General features: G+C 39.5%; 15 protein-coding genes. 7 read left to right on the top strand and 8 right to left on the bottom strand.

Translation table 11 applies throughout. The annotated features are described in order from the left end of the window. The first annotated feature begins 23 nt into the window (after positions 1 to 23). A complete protein-coding gene (locus RMA95_RS07975; RefSeq protein ID WP_311070082.1) occupies positions 24 to 1,220 on the top strand; it encodes an alpha/beta fold hydrolase in 1,197 nt (398 codons plus the stop codon). Positions 1,221 to 1,287: 67 nt separating this feature from the next. Here the strand turns inward: RMA95_RS07975 and phoR are convergent, their stop codons facing one another. From phoR to RMA95_RS07960, 3 genes are all read right to left on the bottom strand, one after another. Next, a complete protein-coding gene (gene phoR, locus RMA95_RS07970; protein WP_263614859.1) occupies positions 1,288 to 2,646 on the bottom strand; it encodes a phosphate regulon sensor histidine kinase PhoR in 1,359 nt (452 codons plus the stop codon). Positions 2,647 to 2,655: 9 nt separating this feature from the next. Continuing rightward, the gene (gene phoB, locus RMA95_RS07965) at positions 2,656 to 3,366 is read right to left on the bottom strand and encodes a phosphate regulon transcriptional regulator PhoB (RefSeq protein ID WP_000650776.1); all 711 of its coding nucleotides are present in this window, start codon (positions 3,364 to 3,366) and stop codon (positions 2,656 to 2,658) included. Between the two features lie 255 nt (positions 3,367 to 3,621). Beyond that, positions 3,622 to 4,293 carry a TetR/AcrR family transcriptional regulator gene (locus RMA95_RS07960; protein ID WP_198071896.1) on the bottom strand — a complete coding sequence of 224 codons (672 nt, stop codon included), beginning with the start codon at positions 4,291 to 4,293 and terminating at the stop codon, positions 3,622 to 3,624. Positions 4,294 to 4,489: 196 nt separating this feature from the next. Here RMA95_RS07960 and RMA95_RS07955 point away from each other — a divergent pair, with 196 nt between their 5' ends. Beyond that, a complete protein-coding gene (locus tag RMA95_RS07955) occupies positions 4,490 to 5,323 on the top strand; it encodes an SDR family NAD(P)-dependent oxidoreductase (RefSeq protein ID WP_311070081.1) in 834 nt (277 codons plus the stop codon). 55 nt (positions 5,324 to 5,378) lie between these two features. On the opposite strand, the gene RMA95_RS07950 is transcribed toward RMA95_RS07955, so the two are convergent. From RMA95_RS07950 to RMA95_RS07930, 5 genes are all read right to left on the bottom strand, one after another. Continuing rightward, the gene (locus RMA95_RS07950) at positions 5,379 to 6,746 is read right to left on the bottom strand and encodes an MATE family efflux transporter (RefSeq protein WP_311070080.1); all 1,368 of its coding nucleotides are present in this window, start codon (positions 6,744 to 6,746) and stop codon (positions 5,379 to 5,381) included. A gap of 105 nt (positions 6,747 to 6,851) precedes the next feature. Next, positions 6,852 to 8,006, bottom strand: a complete 1,155-nt coding sequence (locus RMA95_RS07945; protein WP_311070079.1) for a pyridoxal phosphate-dependent aminotransferase — start codon at positions 8,004 to 8,006, stop codon at positions 6,852 to 6,854. Between the two features lie 27 nt (positions 8,007 to 8,033). Next, positions 8,034 to 9,344, bottom strand: coding sequence for a DUF445 domain-containing protein (locus tag RMA95_RS07940; protein ID WP_263614855.1), 1,311 nt, complete (start codon positions 9,342 to 9,344; stop codon positions 8,034 to 8,036). Positions 9,345 to 9,357: 13 nt separating this feature from the next. Further along, positions 9,358 to 9,921: a CC0125/CC1285 family lipoprotein gene (locus RMA95_RS07935; protein ID WP_311070078.1), complete on the bottom strand. Its 564-nt coding sequence runs from the start codon at positions 9,919 to 9,921 to the stop codon at positions 9,358 to 9,360. A 60-nt stretch (positions 9,922 to 9,981) separates the two neighbouring features. Then, positions 9,982 to 10,521, bottom strand: coding sequence for a DUF924 family protein (locus RMA95_RS07930; RefSeq protein ID WP_191028761.1), 540 nt, complete (start codon positions 10,519 to 10,521; stop codon positions 9,982 to 9,984). Positions 10,522 to 10,689: 168 nt separating this feature from the next. Here RMA95_RS07930 and gshA point away from each other — a divergent pair, with 168 nt between their 5' ends. The 5 genes from gshA (at position 10,690) to RMA95_RS07905 (ending at position 19,246) form a co-directional block, all read left to right on the top strand. Beyond that, on the top strand, positions 10,690 to 12,267 hold the full coding sequence (gene gshA / locus RMA95_RS07925; protein ID WP_311070077.1) for a glutamate--cysteine ligase: 1,578 nt from the start codon (positions 10,690 to 10,692) through the stop codon (positions 12,265 to 12,267). A gap of 14 nt (positions 12,268 to 12,281) precedes the next feature. Next, complete coding sequence (locus RMA95_RS07920; RefSeq protein WP_263614852.1) at positions 12,282 to 12,797, top strand: disulfide bond formation protein B; 516 nt, start codon at positions 12,282 to 12,284, stop codon at positions 12,795 to 12,797. 167 nt (positions 12,798 to 12,964) lie between these two features. Beyond that, the gene (locus RMA95_RS07915; RefSeq protein ID WP_311070076.1) at positions 12,965 to 16,285 is read left to right on the top strand and encodes a type VI secretion system Vgr family protein; all 3,321 of its coding nucleotides are present in this window, start codon (positions 12,965 to 12,967) and stop codon (positions 16,283 to 16,285) included. Then, positions 16,272 to 16,886 (top strand): hypothetical protein, encoded by a 615-nt coding sequence (locus RMA95_RS07910; RefSeq protein WP_311070075.1) that lies wholly within the window; start codon positions 16,272 to 16,274, stop codon positions 16,884 to 16,886. Before RMA95_RS07915 ends, RMA95_RS07910 begins: the two co-directional genes overlap by 14 nt. Positions 16,887 to 16,888: 2 nt before the next feature. Beyond that, entirely contained in the window at positions 16,889 to 19,246 is a 2,358-nt protein-coding gene (locus RMA95_RS07905; protein ID WP_311070074.1) for a hypothetical protein, read from the top strand. The last annotated feature ends 111 nt before the right edge of the window (positions 19,247 to 19,357 follow it).

Here is a 19,357-nt window from a genome sequence, read left to right as displayed (position 1 = left end):
GTAAATAATAGAGGAGTAATCCCTTGATTAGAAAAAGTAATTCCTTTTTTAAAATTTTATTTAGCAGTATTTGTTTGACGTCTGGTTCTGCTATGGCTGCTCCAATTACAGATTTGAGTAAGCAAATAGTGAGCGAAAAACCGGGTTCAATATTGTCTATAGAACAGCAAGATGTAACGAGTTTATTTCCCCATGCCGATCAGCATTTGTTGATCAATTATCGTAGTCGAGGTGTGAATGGCGAGCCTATCGTTGCCTCAGCGTTTATTTTATTACCGAAAGGAACACCACCAAAAAATGGCTGGCCGATACTGGCTTGGGCACATGGTACGACAGGAGTTGCTGATACTTGTGCACCTTCGGGTGATTATGCCGGTGGACCAGTTCACTCATACCAAGAAGTTGCTTCAAAAGCGTTAGATGGTTGGCTTGCACGAGGCTATGCAGTAGTAGCACCTGATTATCAAGGTCTGGGTACTTTAGGCGCACATCCTTATATGAATGCAAAGAGCCAGCTGCACACAGTAGTAGATGCTGTACGGGCGTTACATATGCTTAAGCCAAAAGATTTCAATAAACAATGGTTGGTAATGGGCCATAGCCAAGGCGGAGCTGCTGCTATTGCTGTGGCGGCGTATGGTCAAAAAGACGCTCCTGAACTCGATTTAAAAGGAGCGATTGCACTTGCTCCAGGCGGCTATCAATATGAAGGCATTGCAGAATATGTGAAAACTAATCCAAACCCAGAACCAAGTGTGGCAGCTTTCTTCCCGATTGTGTTATTGGGAGCGCAAGCAGCGGAGCCAAGCATTGTTCCTGAAAATTTAGTCAGTGCAGAAATGAAGGCGGTGCTAACTCAAGCGCGCAGTCGTTGTTTATCTGAACTTCAATCTGATTTGAAGAAATCTCCTTCTAGCATATTTCGCCCTAATGCAGATTTAAAACCTCTTTTGGCTTATTTAAAACAACAGTCCATTGAAAATATGGTGCCTACCGTGCCATTAATGATTGTTCAAGGTTCTAAAGATCATTTGGTTGACCCTAGAGGGACATCTGCTTATTATCAACAGCTATGTAAATTAAAAAAAACAGCGATTTATCAAACAATTGATGGCGGAGATCACCGTGATGCATTGCGCCAGAGCAACACTTTTGCCACCAACTTTTTAAATGTTATAGAGAAAAATCAGGCTAAATCTTATTGCTCTAATTTTAAATAAATGGATTTAAATGTGACAAAAAAGCCGACTTTTCATGAGTCGGCTTTTTAAATGTGAGAGGGTAACTTTAGGTCATGTTATAGAGTCTTTCTTTTGGAAAAACTGCGGTAAATGTTGATCCTTCGTTTTCTTTAGACTGCACATCTAAATAAGCGCCGTGTTGCATCAGCACATGTTTTACAATCGCCAAGCCTAAACCTGTACCACCTGTTTGACGACTACGGTCGCTATCAACACGATAAAAGCGTTCAGTCAGTCGTGGCAAATGTTTAGGATTAATTCCAATGCCCGTGTCTTGCACACTAAAGTAAGCATGTTCACCATCATCATGCCAGCCAATGGTAATAGTTCCGCCTTTTGGTGTGTACTTGATGGCATTGGTAATTAGATTACTAAATGCGCTGGCAATTTCCATATCAGAACCAATCAGGTCACAGTGGCTATCAATGTGTAAATTGAGCGTGTGTCCATAATCGGCATTGTAGGCCTGAGCATCATCAAACAATTGATTCATTAAACTCGGCATTTCAATAATCTGATTTTTTGCAATTTTCTTATTATTTTCTAAATTAGATAACAGCAGTAAGTCATTGACCAACGCATTCATACGCTTGGTTTGTGACTGCATTTGATCAAATGCACGTTTCCAGCGTGGACTAATATCTTCCTGATCGGTAAATGTCTCGATATAACCACTCAGCACCGTTAATGGCGTACGAAGCTCATGCGAAATATTATCGACAAAGTCTTTACGCATCTGCTCAAGGTTATGCATACGAGTCACGTCGTAAGCCACCAATAAACGACTTTCTCCACCAAATCTTGTGAGCTTAACCTGCACATAGCGGTCATCATCAAGACTCGAATGGAGTTTAATCCCATCTGGTGCTTGATCAATATTGTTAAAATATTCAATAAAAGTAGGCTGGCGCAAAATGGTTAATAAGTTACGACCACGGTCGAGAGGACTGATTCCCAATAAACGCTCTGCGGCAGGGTTCCACCATTCAATTTGATGTTGATCATCAATGAGTACTACTGCTTCAGCGAGGGCAACTAAAGAAGATTGAGCACGGTCAATCAGCCCCACCATTTCGGCCTGAACAATACGTTCCTGACGCTGAGCACGATACACATTAAATAATAATGCCCCCCAAATACCACTTAGGTTGGGAGGAACATCGTAAGGGTTGTTGGCAATCCAGTCATTCACCAAATATAAAGAACGCAACTGGAGTGCAAAAAACACCACGAAGGCGATAAAAATACAGCTCCAGAAATACCCAACCCCTAAACCGACTAAACCTGCAATAATCAGGAAAAATAATAAAAGTCGTAAATCTTGTTTAGCAAACGTCCACAAACTACTGTAACGGGAAAGCTTTTGTTCACGTACCTGTTCAGGGACGGGGTAGGGTTCATACATAAATTTTGGTTAACCTGCGGCTAAATCTGCACGTGTAGAGAAACGATAACCTGTACCACGTACGGTTTGAACAAATCGGTCAACACCAAAAGGTTCTAACACTTTACGTAAACGACGGATATGTACATCGATGGTACGATCTTCAATGTATACATTACCGCCCCATACCTGATCGAGCAACTGGGCACGTGTATATGCACGTTCCGGATGGGTCATAAAAAATGCAAGTAAGCGATATTCAGTTGGTCCCATATCTAAAATGCTGTTACCAAAGCTCACGCGTTGGCTTACAGGATCAAGAATTAAACCATTGGCATCAATTGTTTTTTCACCGCTTAATGCATTTGCGCGGCGTAGAACAGCTTTAATACGAGAAACCAGTTCACGGGTTGAAAATGGCTTAGTCATATAGTCGTCTGCGCCAGCGTCTAGACCTTGTACTTTGTGGTCTTCTTCTCCGCGAGCGGTGAGCATAATGACTGGAATTTCTGCTAGATTTTCATCACGTTTTAAGCGGCGGCATAAATCCACACCACTTACGCCTCCAGGTAACATCCAATCAAGCAAGATAAGCGCCGGACGTTGGTCGACGATAATTTGATGAGCCTGTTTGGCATCTTCAGCCTGTAAACATTGAAAGCCTGCCATATCCAAAGAAGTATGGATCATTTCACGAATGGGAAGCTCATCATCGACAATTAAAATATAGTCATCTTTCACAGCGTAATACCTTGTAGATTTTAACGGTGAACCGTTTTGTAGTTATGACAGGCTTATTACAAAGATTAATTATGACAATTTCATTGCAGAAAAGTCTATAAAATCGAATTTAGCAATAATTTGTGACAAAAATACGGCAAGCACATGACTGAATGATGACAGGGCGGCATAAATTTTCTTAAAGCCATTCAAGGTGTTACCAATTTGCTTTCAGCTAGGTTTTTGGACTTAAAGTAGTGTCAAAAAACTTTAATATTATTTTGAAACTTGTGCCAATAAAGACAAGAAAACAATACGGCAGGCTGTCAAAACTTGTTCAAGAGACTGCTCAAAGCCACCCATGACCCATCGAATTGCAATTTGCGTAACATATCCGTTTAGCCCTGTTGCAATTAAAGAAAGCTCATTTTCCTTATGCTGTATTTGTGGCATGGTCAGCATAACGAACGCTTGGATCATACGGTCAAACTGAGCAAGGGTTTCCTGAATGGTGGCCTGATTATGTAATTCCTGAACCAGAACTGCATCAACGTAGACGATACGAGCTAAACGAGGATCTTCTTTTAAAGTCGTCAGCAGTGCTCTTAACCCTGCATCGACCATTTTTTCTGGATCTGGCGCAGCTTTAATCACAGCTTGCATTAAGTTTTGCTGTAACTCTTCAATCATTTTTAAAAAGATGGTTTGGAATAAATCCTCACTCTTTTTAAAAGATTCATAAAAATAGCGTTCGGTGAGTTTTGCTTCTTGGCAGACATCCTTTACCGTCACTGAAAAAAAGCCAAGGGTCCCATAAGTCGCAATACCCGCTTCAATGAGTTTTTCACGGCGTGCTTCTTTACGCTCAGAAAGAGATAACCCTTTGAACTGACGTTCTTTACTCACAGTTTTTGTTTTCTTTTTACTGGTTGAGTCGTTTGTCGCCATAAATAAATGGTTTCCTGATTTATCGGTTTTTCGGCAAATATGAGGCCTATGATAAAGCGGTCAGCAGAATTGTGCCAATCTATCTGAAATTACAGTGTACTATATTGACAATGAATATTGTCAAAATTATATTAAAAGAGTCTAAAGTGCACATGCAATGAACCGGTTGTGCAAATCGAAAAACAAAGGATGGACAATGAAAAATTTTAAAAACAAAGTCGCTGCAATCACGGGCGCAGGTTCTGGCATTGGGCAACAATTAGCAATTCTCTTGGCAAAACAAGGCTGCCATCTTTCGTTAAGTGACATTAATGAAAAGGGCTTAGAGAAAACTGTTGAGCTATTAAAACCCTACAGTAACATTACTGTAACAACCAAAAAGTTAGACGTTTCTGACCGCGAAGCAGTAAAGCAGTGGGCACAGGAAACCGTGCAAGATCATGGTTCTGTTAATCTCATTTTTAACAATGCTGGGGTAGCTTTAGGCTCAACTGTAGAAGGGGCAACCTACGAAGATTTAGAGTGGATTGTTGGAATTAACTTCTGGGGCGTGGTTTACGGGACCAAAGAATTTTTACCGTTTATTAAGCAAACTCAAGATGGTCACATTATCAATATTTCTAGCTTATTTGGTTTAACAGCTCAGCCAACTCAGTCTGGCTATAATGCGACTAAATTTGCGGTACGTGGTTTTACCGAATCGTTACGCCAAGAGCTAGATATTGAAAAATGTGGTGTAAGCTCGTTATGCGTACATCCGGGAGGAATTCGTACCAATATTGCGAAAGCTGCAAAAATGAGTGATAGCTTGAGTAGTTTAGGTATGGACCCAAATAAATCGATTGAAAACTTTGATAAGTTCCTACGTACCCCACCAGAAGAGGCAGCCCGTCAAATCTTAGACGCAGTTTTGAAAAATAAACGCCGTTTACTCATTGGTAGTGACGCAAAAATTCTGGATGCATTCCAACGTTTGTTCCCGACAGGCTACCAACGTGCTTCAACGATTGTCACGAAATGGATGAAATAAGATTTAAATTAAAAAAGCCATCAATTGATGGCTTTTTTTATAAGGTTCAAGCTTTTTAAATCAGGACTTTGATCTTCTTTTTCTTCCAAATAAACTGGTAATACAAGCCTTGAACAATACAGAGGCTGACAAATGCCAAGGCATAGGCAAACCAGATTCCTTTAAGTCCCCATATTGAGCTAAACCAGTAAGCACATGGAATTTCAATAAATAAAATAGCTGAGATATTGAGTAACATTGGAGCTGTCACGGTTCCGCTGGCACGCATGATGGATGCAAAAATAGCACCTGCACCAAAGAATAAAATTGCCCAAAGTACAATAAATAATAGCTGCTGCCCTAATACCACCACGGTTGGGTCGGTAATAAATAAAGCCATTAAGTATTTTGAAAAGAGATAGCCAAGCGCAATTAAGGTACCTGTAAATAAAAAGTTCATACCTAAAGCCGTGCGGGTAACACGTGCGAGTAGGTCTGATTTACCTGCACCAATGGCTTGTGCTGCAAAAATTGAAGCCGCAATTGAGATTGATAAAGCAGGGAACTGAATATAGTTGAGTACTTGGTTTACGGCACCATACGCAGCTGTCGCATGCGCTCCAAAGCGGTTAACTAAACCTACAATCACGAGTCCCGCCATTGAGGTCGTAATCATTTGAATACCGGTTGGCACACCTAAACGTAAAATGATTTTGCTCAATTCTGGGTTGTGACGGATATGTTGCAAAAGCTGGCGGTTCGGTCGAAGCGGATGTTTTTTCTTGTTTAGGTAAATCGCAAGAAAAATCAAGATAGCCACATAGCCTGTAATAGTCGCAATCGCTGGAGCAATAATTCCCAGAGCAGGCAAGCCAAAATAACCCTTAAGCAAAATTGGGGTAATGACCAAACCAATTACGCTAGTTAAAGCAAGGGCCAGCAAAGGCGTGGTGCTGTCACCCACACCACGTAAAATTGAGGTATAGATAATATAGACAAATAGAAGTGGGCTACCTGCCAACATCCATTGCACATAAGGCAAAGAAAGATGCATGACCTTTGGGTCGGTGCCTAAAAGCTCTAAAATATCATGGGCAAAAAATACACCAATAATCGCGGTAATGATTCCCCCAATAATGGTCATAAACAGGGTGGAGCCAACCACACTTTGAACTTTTTCAATATTCTGTGCACCCCATGCTTGTCCTACTAACACTGTGGTGCCTGTTGAAATTCCGATAATAAAAGCCAGCAGTAAAAATAAAATAGGGAAGAAGACAGAGACTGCGGCAATTGCATCGACTCCCATCATCTGTCCAACAAAAATGGTGTTAATGGTGCCAGATAGATTTTGCAAAATATTGGTTGCAATAAGCGGCAATAAGAAAACAAAAAATGTTTTCCATAGATTTTGCTGATGAATTAAAGACTGTCTTGGTGGCATGTATTCTCCATCGCCCATCTCTTTGATGAGCGGGGCAGATATTCAACTTAGCATATTTAGAGGAAATTTCTTGTAGTGTTTTGCTATGCTAAGTTTCTAAATTTATTAACATTCATTCAAGATTTCTCCTGCTTTTTGCAATGTTTCATCATTTTTAGCAAAGCAGAAACGAATGAGGCGTAAAGACTCAGGTGCTTGTTGGTAAAACACCGAAACTGGAATGGCCACAATTTTATGTTGCTCGGCAAGAAACTGGCACATTTCAACATCGTTTAAATCTGGTCTAATCTGGCTGTAGTCAAGGTTTTGGAAATAAGTGCCTTGAGACGGTTTAAGTAAAAAACGGCTATTATGAATTGCGTGATTAAATCGATCCCGCTTAGTTTGATAAAACTGTGAAAGTTCCCGAATATGTTCCGGATGCTGTTGCATATATTGCGCTAAGGCAATCTGACAAGGTGTCGTGCCACAGAAATTCGCATATTGGTAAATCTGACGGAATAAACCCATTAATTTAGGTGAAGCCACACAGTAACCTGTTTTCCAACCTGTCACATGAAAGGTTTTCCCAAAAGAACCAATCACAAAACTACGTTCTCTAAGCTCTGGAAAATGCAACGCACTAAAGTGTTGCTGACCGTCAAAAACTAAGTGTTCATACACTTCATCAGATAAAACCACAATATTTTTATCTCGAATCAGTTCAATAAGCTCTAACCAGTCCTGTTTTTCCCATATGGTGCCAGTTGGATTGTGGGGCGTATTCACCACAATCATACGGGTTTTGTCATTAATCAAATCTTTGACTTGTTGCCAGTTCACCTTAAAGTCAGGTGCTTGCAGGGCAATACGAACAGCTTTACCACCTGCTAGCTGAACAGAAGGCCCATAGCTGTCATAACTCGGGTCAAAAATAATGACTTCATCACCTGTGTTGATACAGGCTTGTATAGCACAGAAAATAGCGATGGTCGCGCCAGGTGTAATCGTGATCTGGGTTACAGGGTCAAGTTGAAGTTGATCACGCTGTTGAAACTGTAAAGCAAGCTGTTCACGGAGTGCGAGAATGCCATCACCAGGTGGGTATTGATTGTGTCCAGCTAAAGTTGCCTGTGAGAGGGCTTCGAGCAAAGCAGGAGGGGCTGGAAAGTCTGGGAAACCTTGTGAAAGGTTAAGTGCACCCAAGCGCTGTGCCATTGCCGTCATCGTACTAAAAATAGTCACCCCTTGTGCGGGCAATTTTGACTGAAGCTGTAGCATGTTGTTCTCTTAAAGAAATTATTAAGGTTATAAAATCGATTCAATCGCTGCGCGGATTACACCTAGAGTTAAACCGATAAATGCACCAACTACAACGCCATTTACTCGAATCATGTGTAAGTCGCCACCGACTTCATTTTCAATTTTTCCAATCATTTCACGTGAGTCCCATTCATGAATGCGCTCACTCACATAGCGTATGATTTTATGGCTATATTGATCCGTAAAGTTCATGGCAAGTCCTGTCATTTCTTTGTTGAGAACTTCGCGTACTTTTACATTTTGGACAAGATTTTCACCCAATTGCTGAATGGCAGCTCTCAGGTTCATCGCAATGCCGGAGTCTTCTTTCATTAAATCTGCTTTAATGGCATCACATAAAATGGTGACAGCACCACTAATGAAATTTAAAACTTGTGGACTATCTAGCAGTGCATCCTTACCGCTATTGAGGCGTTGACTGGCAACACTGTCAGGATTTGCTAATTCGAGCATAAGTGAATGAGCAACTGTTTCAATTTCCTGTCGCCATGGGTGTTCGTGGTCAGCCAACATCGACTCTACTTTTTCAACCAGTGAATCGATGGTACGTTGTTGAACATCAATACCAATCCAGCTTGCACCTTTTGCAAGAGACCAGACACCCAGTGCTTTAAACATTTTTCGGGTTAACTCACGGGTTTTATCCGGGTTTTGTACCACCCACTCATGCGCAATATCGAGACCACGTTGCAATACATCTTGGTGGAAATCATTTTCCAATACTGCACGTAGCATTTCACTGGCGAGTTTATTGACTTGAGTGTTACGAACCCATTGCACGCTGTTGTTTTGCACGAAATTAGCAATTTGCTCTTGGCTCACAAATTCAAAAATTTTCGGGACAGTTTGCTGAATGAGCTGCACTACTTGTGTGTTGTTTTGTGGGCTGGCTAGCCATTGCCCAATGGCAAGGCTTAGGTCAGTTTTTTCTAAGCTTCGTTCTACTACTTGAGGTGACAGAAAATTTTCCTGCACAAATCGGCCCATTGACTCTGCAATACGAGCCTTATTGCGCGGAATAATTTCAGTATGATCCCGCAAAAATTTTGGGATAGGAAGCTTGCCAAATGGGTTTCGAAACAGGACGGTAATGGCATACCAGTCTGCGAGTCCACCCACTACGCCAGCTTCCGCGCCTAACATTAAAATATGAATTAAGTTGGTGTACTCTGGCAGAAAGCGATTGGCAATCAATAACCCAATCCACAGCACTACCACAATAATAAGTGCCAGCGTTGCAAAGTATTTGCTGCGCTTCAGATTGGGTGCATGGTGTACTTCTTCTGCCATATTCATACGGTCATCCTATTCATTTTTGTTTTACTGGCGGCTCAGGCGGTGGCAGCAATTCTCCTGTCGGGCTTAAACCATATTTTTGTCCGATAGATTTGAGAATTAACGTTGCATCAAAAGCGTCCTGCGGAGCCTGCTTTTGATCCCGATAACATTCAATAGTATACGACACTTGAACAGGGTCGATATTGACCACTTGTGGGAAATCATAGAACGGATCATGCCAGAAGCCCGGATAACGGCGACCATAACCATACGGATAAAAACTCGGCGTAGATGGGTAAACCACGGCCTGACGAGGTGGTTTTTGGCTTTGATTGCTTGGGTCATTTTGCACTTTAAAAAAGCGGAAGCCTTTTTGTACGGTCGTTTGTGCTGCTTTCACCAAGGTAATTTCTTCAGCTGTTCCATAGCTCATGTTTGAGTCAGCTTGGAAGCTGATTCTGAACGTTTGTGCATTTAACGGATAGGCTGAAAACTGGCCAAGCTGATTGAAGGTTTTGGGTTTGCTCGGTAGGGTTGAACAAGCACTTAAAGTTAAGGCAGTGCCTAAAGCTAAACAAAGAGAGAGATATTTCATGGTGAACTCCCAGCTGAGCATGGAAGAATGGATAACTCAGCATTAAAAAATAAAGCGGTCTTAAAAACTGCTGTTCGGTTCTAATAAAAATTCGGTTTCCTCTGGTGTTGAAACACGTCCGAGGATGGCATTGCGGTGAGGATAACGGCCAAAGCGATCGATAATCACTTTATGTTTTTTCTCAAAGCTTAAATTAATTTCATTGCCGAGGCGTTGAAATAATTTTAAGGCAAATTCATGAATCAGCTTCGATTCACTATGCATAAACGGCATGTATAAAAACGAGCGCTGTTCAGGGTTAAGCTGTGCATCGAGTTGCAAGCTAATTGCTTCTTGTGACAAAGCTAAAGCGAGGCTGTCGTAAGCAAAAGATTCGGGTTGATCACGATAAATGTTGCGAGAAAACTGATCTAGCACAATAATCTCTGCAAGACGGCCTTCTGCCGTTTTTCGCCAAGACCAAAGTTCTGCTCGAGTTGCCTGACGATGAATGTCTGCAAATTGATCACGAATTTTTGTGTCAAATTCATCACTTTTTGCAAACCAAAGTGAACGGTGTTCAGGTGAAAACCAGAAGTTTAAAATGTCTTGATCGTTCATGATATTGACAACTCTTTAGCAATTATTCTTCAATAAAATCACAATTCTTTCGTGTCTTAAATAACAAGATTGTGATAAAAATTGCCAAACTGAAATGATGTGATCATATCAACATCCATATCATGTCACGATTTTGTATATAGTGATCTTTTATAAGCGAGCAAATGCATGAGTCAACCCACTACACCATCTCAATCAGTTATTCCTGCTTGGGTGGATTCGTCGCTACTACAAGGCATGTTACGTGGAATAGAACGTGAAAGCCTACGTATGCAAAGTAATGGGTTCTTATCACAAGAGTTACATCCAAAAGCATTAGGTTCAGCTTTAACACATCCAAAAATTACAACTGACTATTCAGAAGCGTTGATGGAGTTTATTACTTCACCACAGCCAACGATTGGGGATGCCTTGCATGAGCTCACCGATATTCATGCGGTTGTACACCGTCATTTAGAAAATGGTGAAAAACTCTGGCCGTTGTCTATGCCATGTATGCTAGATGACAATGAGGAGCGTATTCGTCTAGCGCAATACGGTACTTCTAATATTGGGCGTTTCAAGACGCTTTATCGCCGTGGATTGGGTATTCGTTATGGTCGCCGTATGCAGACGATTTCGGGCGTACACTATAATTTATCTTTTCCAGATTCGCTTTTTACTGCCTTGCAGGCACATGAAACTGACGAAAAATTAAAAGCACTCAGTCTGCAAGATTATCGTAGCCACCGCTATTTTGGGCTTATCCGTAACTTTATTCGCTTAACGCCACTGGTAATGTTCTTAGTCGGAGCGAGTCCTTCGGTTTGTCGTTGTTTCTTGACTGGACATGAACATCATTTGTTGCCTTTAATCAAAGGGTCATACTATTTACCGTATGCTACAGCCCTGCGTATGGGACGTTTAGGCTATCAAAACTCGGCACAAAAAAGTTTAGGTATTCACTACAACAACCTATCTGGTTATCTGGCTGGTTTACAAAAAGCAGTACATTCTCCTTACCCGCCATTTAGCCGTTTAGGGTTAAATGATGCCTCTGGTGAACCGTTGCAAATTAATGACCATGTTTTACAAATCGAGAATGAATATTACAGTCTCGTGCGTCCAAAACAGGTGCCTCACGCAGGTGAAACACCATCTCAAGCCTTGCAAAATCGAGGAGTGGGTTATGTTGAACTCCGTGCAGTAGATGTAAATCCATATTCACCAATTGGTGTAAATGAAACAACGGCTGGTTTCCTTGAGGCATTGGCGCTTTATTGCTTACTCAGTGATAGCCCTGAGTTGTTATGTCCTGAGCAAGATTTGATTGAGAAAAACCAGACAGAAGTGGTTAACCGTGGCCGAGCGCCAAACGCAACCATTACTGATTTAAGCGGGTCTTACCATATTGAGGACTGGGCACGTCAGCATATTTCGAACATGCAGGCTTGTGCCAAATTACTTGATCAGACCTATGCAACAACTCTGTACAGCTCGGCTTTGACCGTAATGCAAGAACGCATTGATGAAGTAGATGAAACATTATCTGCACATGTGATTGATGACACATTAAAGCATGGTGGAACCTGGAGCTTTGGCAGTCATATGGCACAGATGCATGCTGAAAGTTATGAAAAGCATGAAATCAGTGCAGAGACTTTACAATATTTTGAACAATTGGCTGCACAATCTTTACAGCAGCAAGAACAACTTGAACAAGATAGTCAGATCAGTTTTGATCAATATCTTGAACAATATAGATAAAAATGAGGTTTTACATGCGATTAAGTTACCGTTTGGTGAGTGGACTGCTTGTACTGGCAAGCATTGTCGGCATGTCTTTTGCGTTATATTTGGAACATGTAAAAGGGTTAGAGCCATGTCCGCTCTGTATTTTTCAACGTGTTGGCTTAATGGCAATGGGATTTGTGGCGCTCATTGCATTTTTGCATAACCCAGTTTCCAATGCGATTAAACGCTTCTATGCATTTTTAGCTGGTATCGCAATTTTATGGTCAGTCGGCGTGGCAGGCCGTCATGTTTGGATACAGCATTTACCAGCAGACCAAGTACCAAGCTGTGGACCGGGTTTAAATTATTTAATCGATGCTTTACCGATGAAAGCTGTTTTACAAGAAGTGCTTTCTGGTTCAGGTGAATGTGCGGCAATTGACTGGACTTTTTTAGGCCAGTCTTTACCAGTGTGGTCATTAGTGTATTTTGTTTTGCTATTACTGGTTTGTTTATGGCAATTATTCCGTTTTTATCCAGTATTTAAGACGGCTAAAAACTAAGTTTAATATGATTAAAAAAAGCTCAACTCAAGTTGGGCTTTTTTTAATCATATTAGAATAAGTGAGAATATAAGAAAAATTGATAAAAATAACGCATAATTTTGTAGACAGATAGTTCTGTTTTTTATAAAGTGCACCCGTTTATATATCCTTACGATTATAAAAAAATGCTTTTTAATATATTTAGTGTCTTGGAAAAAATAGGGCTAAATGCTCAGAAACGTGCTATCCATGTACAGTTCTCTAATGAACTACTCAATAACCAAATATTCTTACAACGTATAGAAGGCCAACATCAGCTGAATGGTGGCCTAATGGCAGAGTTGATTTGCCTTTCAACCAATGCCCAAATTGCATTGAAGCAATTTATTGGCGTTCAGGTCGCTGTTGATCAGGTTACGGATTCGGGCCAATTGTTCCGAACAACAGGTATTGTGACTGAAGCCAGTTATGGACAAAGTGATGGTGCTTTAACGCTTTATAAGCTGACTTTAGAAGATGCGACAAATTTATGGCACAAACGCCGTAATAGTCGTGTTTTTATGAATAAAAGTATCGTAGAAATTACCGAAGTTTTATTTAAAGAGTGGCAAGAAAAAAGTCCACTGTTTGCTGCGAGTTTAAGTCTTGACTTGGGTGGGTTAAGTCAAAACTATGATATTCGACCTTTCACCATGCAGCACAATGAGTCTGACTATGACTTCCTTACGCGTTTATGGCGAAGTGAAGGTATTAGTTGGCTCATTGATGAATCAGAGCTTTTTGTTCCGCATTTTACTGCGCCAATACAAGCTCAAAAACTAAGACTCATTGATGACAATAGCCAGTATCAGGCTTTAGCGCGTCGTAGTATTCGTTATCACAGAAGTAGCGCAACCGAATATCAAGATAGTATTACTGGTTTTGTTGCAGTGCGAAGCTTGCAACCGACTGCGGTACATGTGCAGCGTTGGCAACCCGATGCCCTTGCACAAGAAGAGGGTAATGGTTCGGTTATTACTACGCATACACATTCAGATAACTTTGACTCAGCCACTTTAAGTCTTGAACAAGCATGGCACGTAAGCCCTGCTTGGATGCAAGATTTAAAAGGGGAAGATCAGGCAACGGCTTCGGGTAGTAGTCAGTTAGAAAAATTAAATCAGCACTTCACCGACATGCATGCGAGTCGGGCCAAATATTTTAAAGCCTATAGTAGTGTCCGTGATAGCCAAGTCGGCTATTGGTTTAATCTACGCGAACACCCTGAAATTGATCAGCATGAAGGGGCGGATCAAGAGTTCTTGATCATTGCTAAAAACTTCTATAATCAAAATAACTTACCTAAAGATTTACATCAGCAAGTTAGTCAGTTATTAACCCAAAGTCGTTGGGATCAACATGGTTACGATGACATCGAACGTCAAGGTAATGAGCTGACCCTAATACGCCGTCAAATCAAAACTGCGCCTGAATATAATCCAGAACAGCATCGACCAATTGCCTACCCGCAAAGAGCGAAAGTCGTGGGACCGCAAGGAGAAACCATTCATGTCGATGAATGGGGGCGCATTAAAGTACGTTTTCTATTTACCCGTAGTGATGATCATGGCCATGATGGTGGTGCAGGTAGCAATGACAATGATACCGACTCAGCTTGGGTGGATGTACTGACTCCTTGGGCAGGAGAAGGCTATGGGGCACGTTTCTTACCACGTATTGGTGAGGTAGTTGTCATTGACTTTTTTGATGGCAATATTGACCGTCCATTTGTGACTGGGCGCATCCATGAAGCACAGCGCTCACCCACCAAGTTCGATGTAAAAGGTCAGCTTCCTGCAACTAAAAAACTGAGCGGGATTCGCAGTCAGGAAATCAATGGAAGCGGCTTCAACCAATTACGCTTTGATGACACAACCGGACAAATTAGTACCCAGCTCCAAAGTAGTCATGCAGCAACACAGCTGAATTTGGGTAACTTAAGCCATCCGAAAGAACAAGAGACAAGCCAAGGGCGTGGTGAAGGCTTTGAGCTGAGAACCGACGCTTGGGGTGCTGTGCGTGCGGGTAAAGGTATGCTCATTAGTACCTATGCACAAGAGCAGGCGATTGCAGACCATTTAGAGGCTGCTCAAGCACAATCCTTACTTTCACAAGGTTATGAAAGCATGAAGATGCTCAGTGAAGTTGCAGCCAAGCAACAAACTGATGCTTTGAATGTGATTAATCGCTTACCCAAATTCATCCAGTCGCTTGAGTTAAAAACCACAGGACAGGCATTAAATAGTACGGTGAATCTATTTAAAGAAGGGATTAATAACGACCCTATTCACGCTTTAAAAGACTGTGGCGGCTTTATTCAAGACATTGGTGCACTAGGTGGAAATGCAAAAGGCGTTGTAGATGAATTTAATGCTTTCTTTACCGATGCCAAAGATGCAGTAGAAAATTTAAAAGCGTTTATCGAAAACGTTGAAGAACATGGTGCCGACATCGTTAAAGGTAAACTTGCCAGCATTAAAGATCGCATTCATAAAAATCCATTTGAGAGTATTAAAGAGGTCGGAAAAGTCTTAGCGAATGTCGAGACTAAAGACTTTGACATGATGAGTGTATGCGGCACTTTTAGTAAAGGCAGTAAATTGGAAGTATCACCTTCTAAAGCATTGAGTTCTTTACAAGGCTTTATGGAGGGCTATACCCAAGGTTTAGAAAGTAGTTCCGATACTAAACAGCAAGAACAAGGCAAGATTTTTAGACAAGCGCTTATGTTATTAGCATCGCCAAATGGCATTGCTTTGACGACGCCTGAAAATATTATCCTGCAAGCGTCGCAAGATATTGCTGAAAGTGCCAGCGGTTCAATTAATTTGAGTGCACAGAAAAATATTATTGGACATGCACAAGACAAAATCAGTTTGTTTGCTGCACAAAAAGGTTTGCGTGCTTATGCAGCAAAAGGAAAGCTCGAACTGCAAGCACAAGATGATGCTATTGAAGCAATTGCTAAGAAGGTTATCAAACTCATTTCTACTGAAGAAAAAATCGAGCTTACGAGTCCTAAAGAAATTGTATTAACAGCTGGTGGGTCACAACTCAAAATTAATGCCAATGGCGTATTTTCAACAACAGGCGGTAAGTTTGAAAGTAAAGCTGGGCAGCATTTGTTTACGGGTGGGGCAACAGTAAATGCTGAGTTGCCGAAAATGCCAGAAACAGGAATGTACAGTATGAGATTTGATTTAAGTCAAATATTTGATACTAACATTTTAAAAAATATGAAGTATAAATTGATTAATCACTCTAAGAAAATTGAAGCTGTACATGAGTTTGATCAAGAAAGTAGCGCGAGAGTTTATAGTGATTCTGTTGATAATGTAGAACTCGCTTTAGTACCAGGAGCTTATTTAACAGAAATTAAAGAGTTAATTCCTCAACAGGAAGCTGAATTACTAGACGGTGAAGAGATTGATGGCTGTGGGTGTGGAGAAGAGCATGAACATGATTGAAATATTTAAACGAAAAACAACGCAAGTTTCGCGATTTAATATGAAAAAGACTTTTATATCAACTTTTTTATTGAGCACAATTATTTTTAGTTTTAATCTTTACGCAAATGACGATACTTTTGTAGTTTCGGCGAAATGTAAGGATGAATATAATTCTAGTTGTGACATTGTGAGAACTGTAAATGCTCAGAATGAAATAGTTATAAAAGGTGTCAAACTTTTAAATATTTCAAAAATAAATCAAAACTTATATAAAGTAAAAACATCATGTGGGTCTCCATGTTCAGTTACGCTTTTCTATAGTCAAAATAAAGAGGATGCCACAGACGAATTTATTGCCATTGATAATAAAAATAATTGTTTGATCGAAAGTGATAGCAAAAAGAAAGTCATTTATGCAAGAAAATTGTTTACAAATAAGCCTAGAAAAATTGTCAATTTAAAAACTAAAGAATTTAATGGGTTGCTACAAAGATTTGATTATTATACTTATTTTAAAAATATGAGTTATTTTTCACCTGATGGTGGTTTAAATTTAATAGCAAGTAATGAATCAACTATATTAGCTAATAAAAAAATAGCTAATCCATGTGGAGAATAACGATGAGTTATTCTGAAGAATTTATTGATTTTATCGCAACTGTAAAAGGCGAAGCGGGTATTTGTGGAGACATTTCAAAGAGAGCCGTTGCACATTGTATAATGAATAGAATAGGTTTTGGTGAATGGGTTAAACACACAAGTATAATGGGATATTTAAAAGATGATTTTGATGCTTTAACAAATGAAACTGATGCTGTTCGCCAAGTTAGATTGGAAATGAAATCTAATAAAATTTCTAAATCTACTCAGCATATTATTGATTTAGTGTCGCCAATTTATAATAGACAAGAAGAGGATTTTACAAATGGCATCGTGCTATATTGGAGTCCAAAAGCTCAAGCACAACTACATAAAGAACAGCCAAAAATTTATAAGTATCCACCAGCATTTTTAAACTCTGAAACGGAAAAAGTTGAAATAAAAGGTACTGAAAATGATGACATGAGTTGGCACAGATACAAGGGTACTTCACGGTTTTACGTGCAATTTGTAGATAAAAGTGCTAGCCCATTAGTTAACTCTACAGTAAGTGTTGGTTACAAAAAAACAAAAGTAGTGCCAACTCTTAGTAATTTATTGACAAATAGTCAAGGAAAAATTAGATCTATTTTAGTGAAAGGAGGATGGGGAGCAAGGATTACCGTTGATGGAAAACCTGTTGTTGATAATAATCAAAAGCCAGTACTATTAATTGCTGATGGTAAAAATCATTCTGCAGTTTTGGTGGTTGCAAATGGTATAAGCGGAATCAAATCCCAAACAGATATCCATACCCAACAACCGACTCCTTCGCAGAAACCGGTGCCTGTGAAATTAGAAAATAAAGCAAGTGTTGAGCAAAACGCGAAAGTAAGTAAAAGTAATGATCAGCAAAAAAATGTTAATTTTAGTATTAAAGTTATAGACAGTGAAAATAAACCGATTCCAAATTTTTCTTATTTTCTAAAATATAAAAATTCAGAAAAGAAGCATAGTGTAGGTACTAATGGTATTGAAAATAACTTAGTAGCGTTAAGTGGCGAGGAGATTACATTTTTAATTAGTGGGCTAGACTCAAAACAAGAAATTATTCGTTTTACAGCACAAGAAGGTATGGGCGAAAAGACGATAAAGCTTAATTTACATACTTTTAATATTCTTTTTAGACATAAAGATACGAAAAAACCTATAACAAATTTGAATTTAATTCAAAAATATAGAAATCAGATAAAGCAAAAAAAGACTGATGGTAATGGAAAGATAACTGTTAGTGCAATGCCAGGATTCGAGCTGAATTATAAATTAAGAGATGAACGGAACTTATTGACTATCAAAGTTGATAAAAATAAATCGCTTCGTGTTATTGATGTTGACTCGTCAGCAATAGAGCAAGCATCAAAAAATATAAAGACAGGGACTAAAGTTGTAGAAATAGCTCAATCTAAACAACAAGTTCCTTCATTAAAACATAAACAACCAGTTGATAAGCCAGTTGAAACTCATGACTCTACTCCTAAAAGAGATGAAAACACTGCGGTAAGTAAAGATGGTCATCCCAAAATGGTGGTTAATGATAGTAGAGAAGTTGAATTTACAGTTTTAACTTATGACGTTAAAACTAATCAATTATTTAATGGTGGTAGTTATATTGTTGAGTATAAAGGAACAAAACGTAGTCATGTCAGTGGTGCAAATGGGCTGGGTAAAAAAATTCATAAGGGGGTAATAAATGAATCTATTAGAATTATAGTTTTGGAATCCAATAAAGAGAAAATTATTTTTGATGGAAAAATTGAAAATAGTATGGCAACGATTAATTTGAAAATTCAAAAAGCAGAAGTAGCTAAGGTTGAAGGAGTAAGTGTTCTATTTAGCGGCGTGAATGAAGAGTGGAGACGAAATATTGTTTCTGAAAAAACCAAAAAAATATTAGCATTTTTAGCTAAAGAAGCGGGAATGAATAGAATATATATAACAAGCACAATTCGAACAGCTGAATCCCAAGCTAATGCAATGTATAGTCAGAATATTAGGTATACTGCGCCGGGAGAAGAAGTAAAAAGAGTCAGAGATGAATGTAAAGCCAAGAATATGAGGAAGGAACAAACTATTAGTAAAATGGTAGAGAAAATTATTGAATTACAAAGACAAAATAAAAAAGTTTCCAAACATTGTGTCAGTACTGAACAATATAACAAGGTTAATGTAGTAGATATAGGATTAAATAGTAATGGTTTTGGTACTAATAGTCACTTGAATGCACAAGGGAAAAAATTTAAGCAAGCCTGTAAGGATGCTAAGCTTAATGGTATCATTAGTGGCTTTATTTCTGGGGATGAACCTGGAGAAGGTGCAATGCATATAGAGATAACCCAATGAAAAATACTTTATTATTAATACTAGTTTTATTAATTTCTGGATGTTTCAATACAGCTAATACAGCTAATACAGCTAATACAGCTAATACAGCTAATACAGCTAATACAGCTA

The sequence above is a fragment of the Acinetobacter sp. V110_1 genome, assembly GCF_031798975.1.
GTDB lineage: Bacteria > Pseudomonadota > Gammaproteobacteria > Pseudomonadales > Moraxellaceae > Acinetobacter > Acinetobacter nosocomialis_A.
This window is presented reverse-complemented; position numbering and strand designations above follow the sequence as displayed.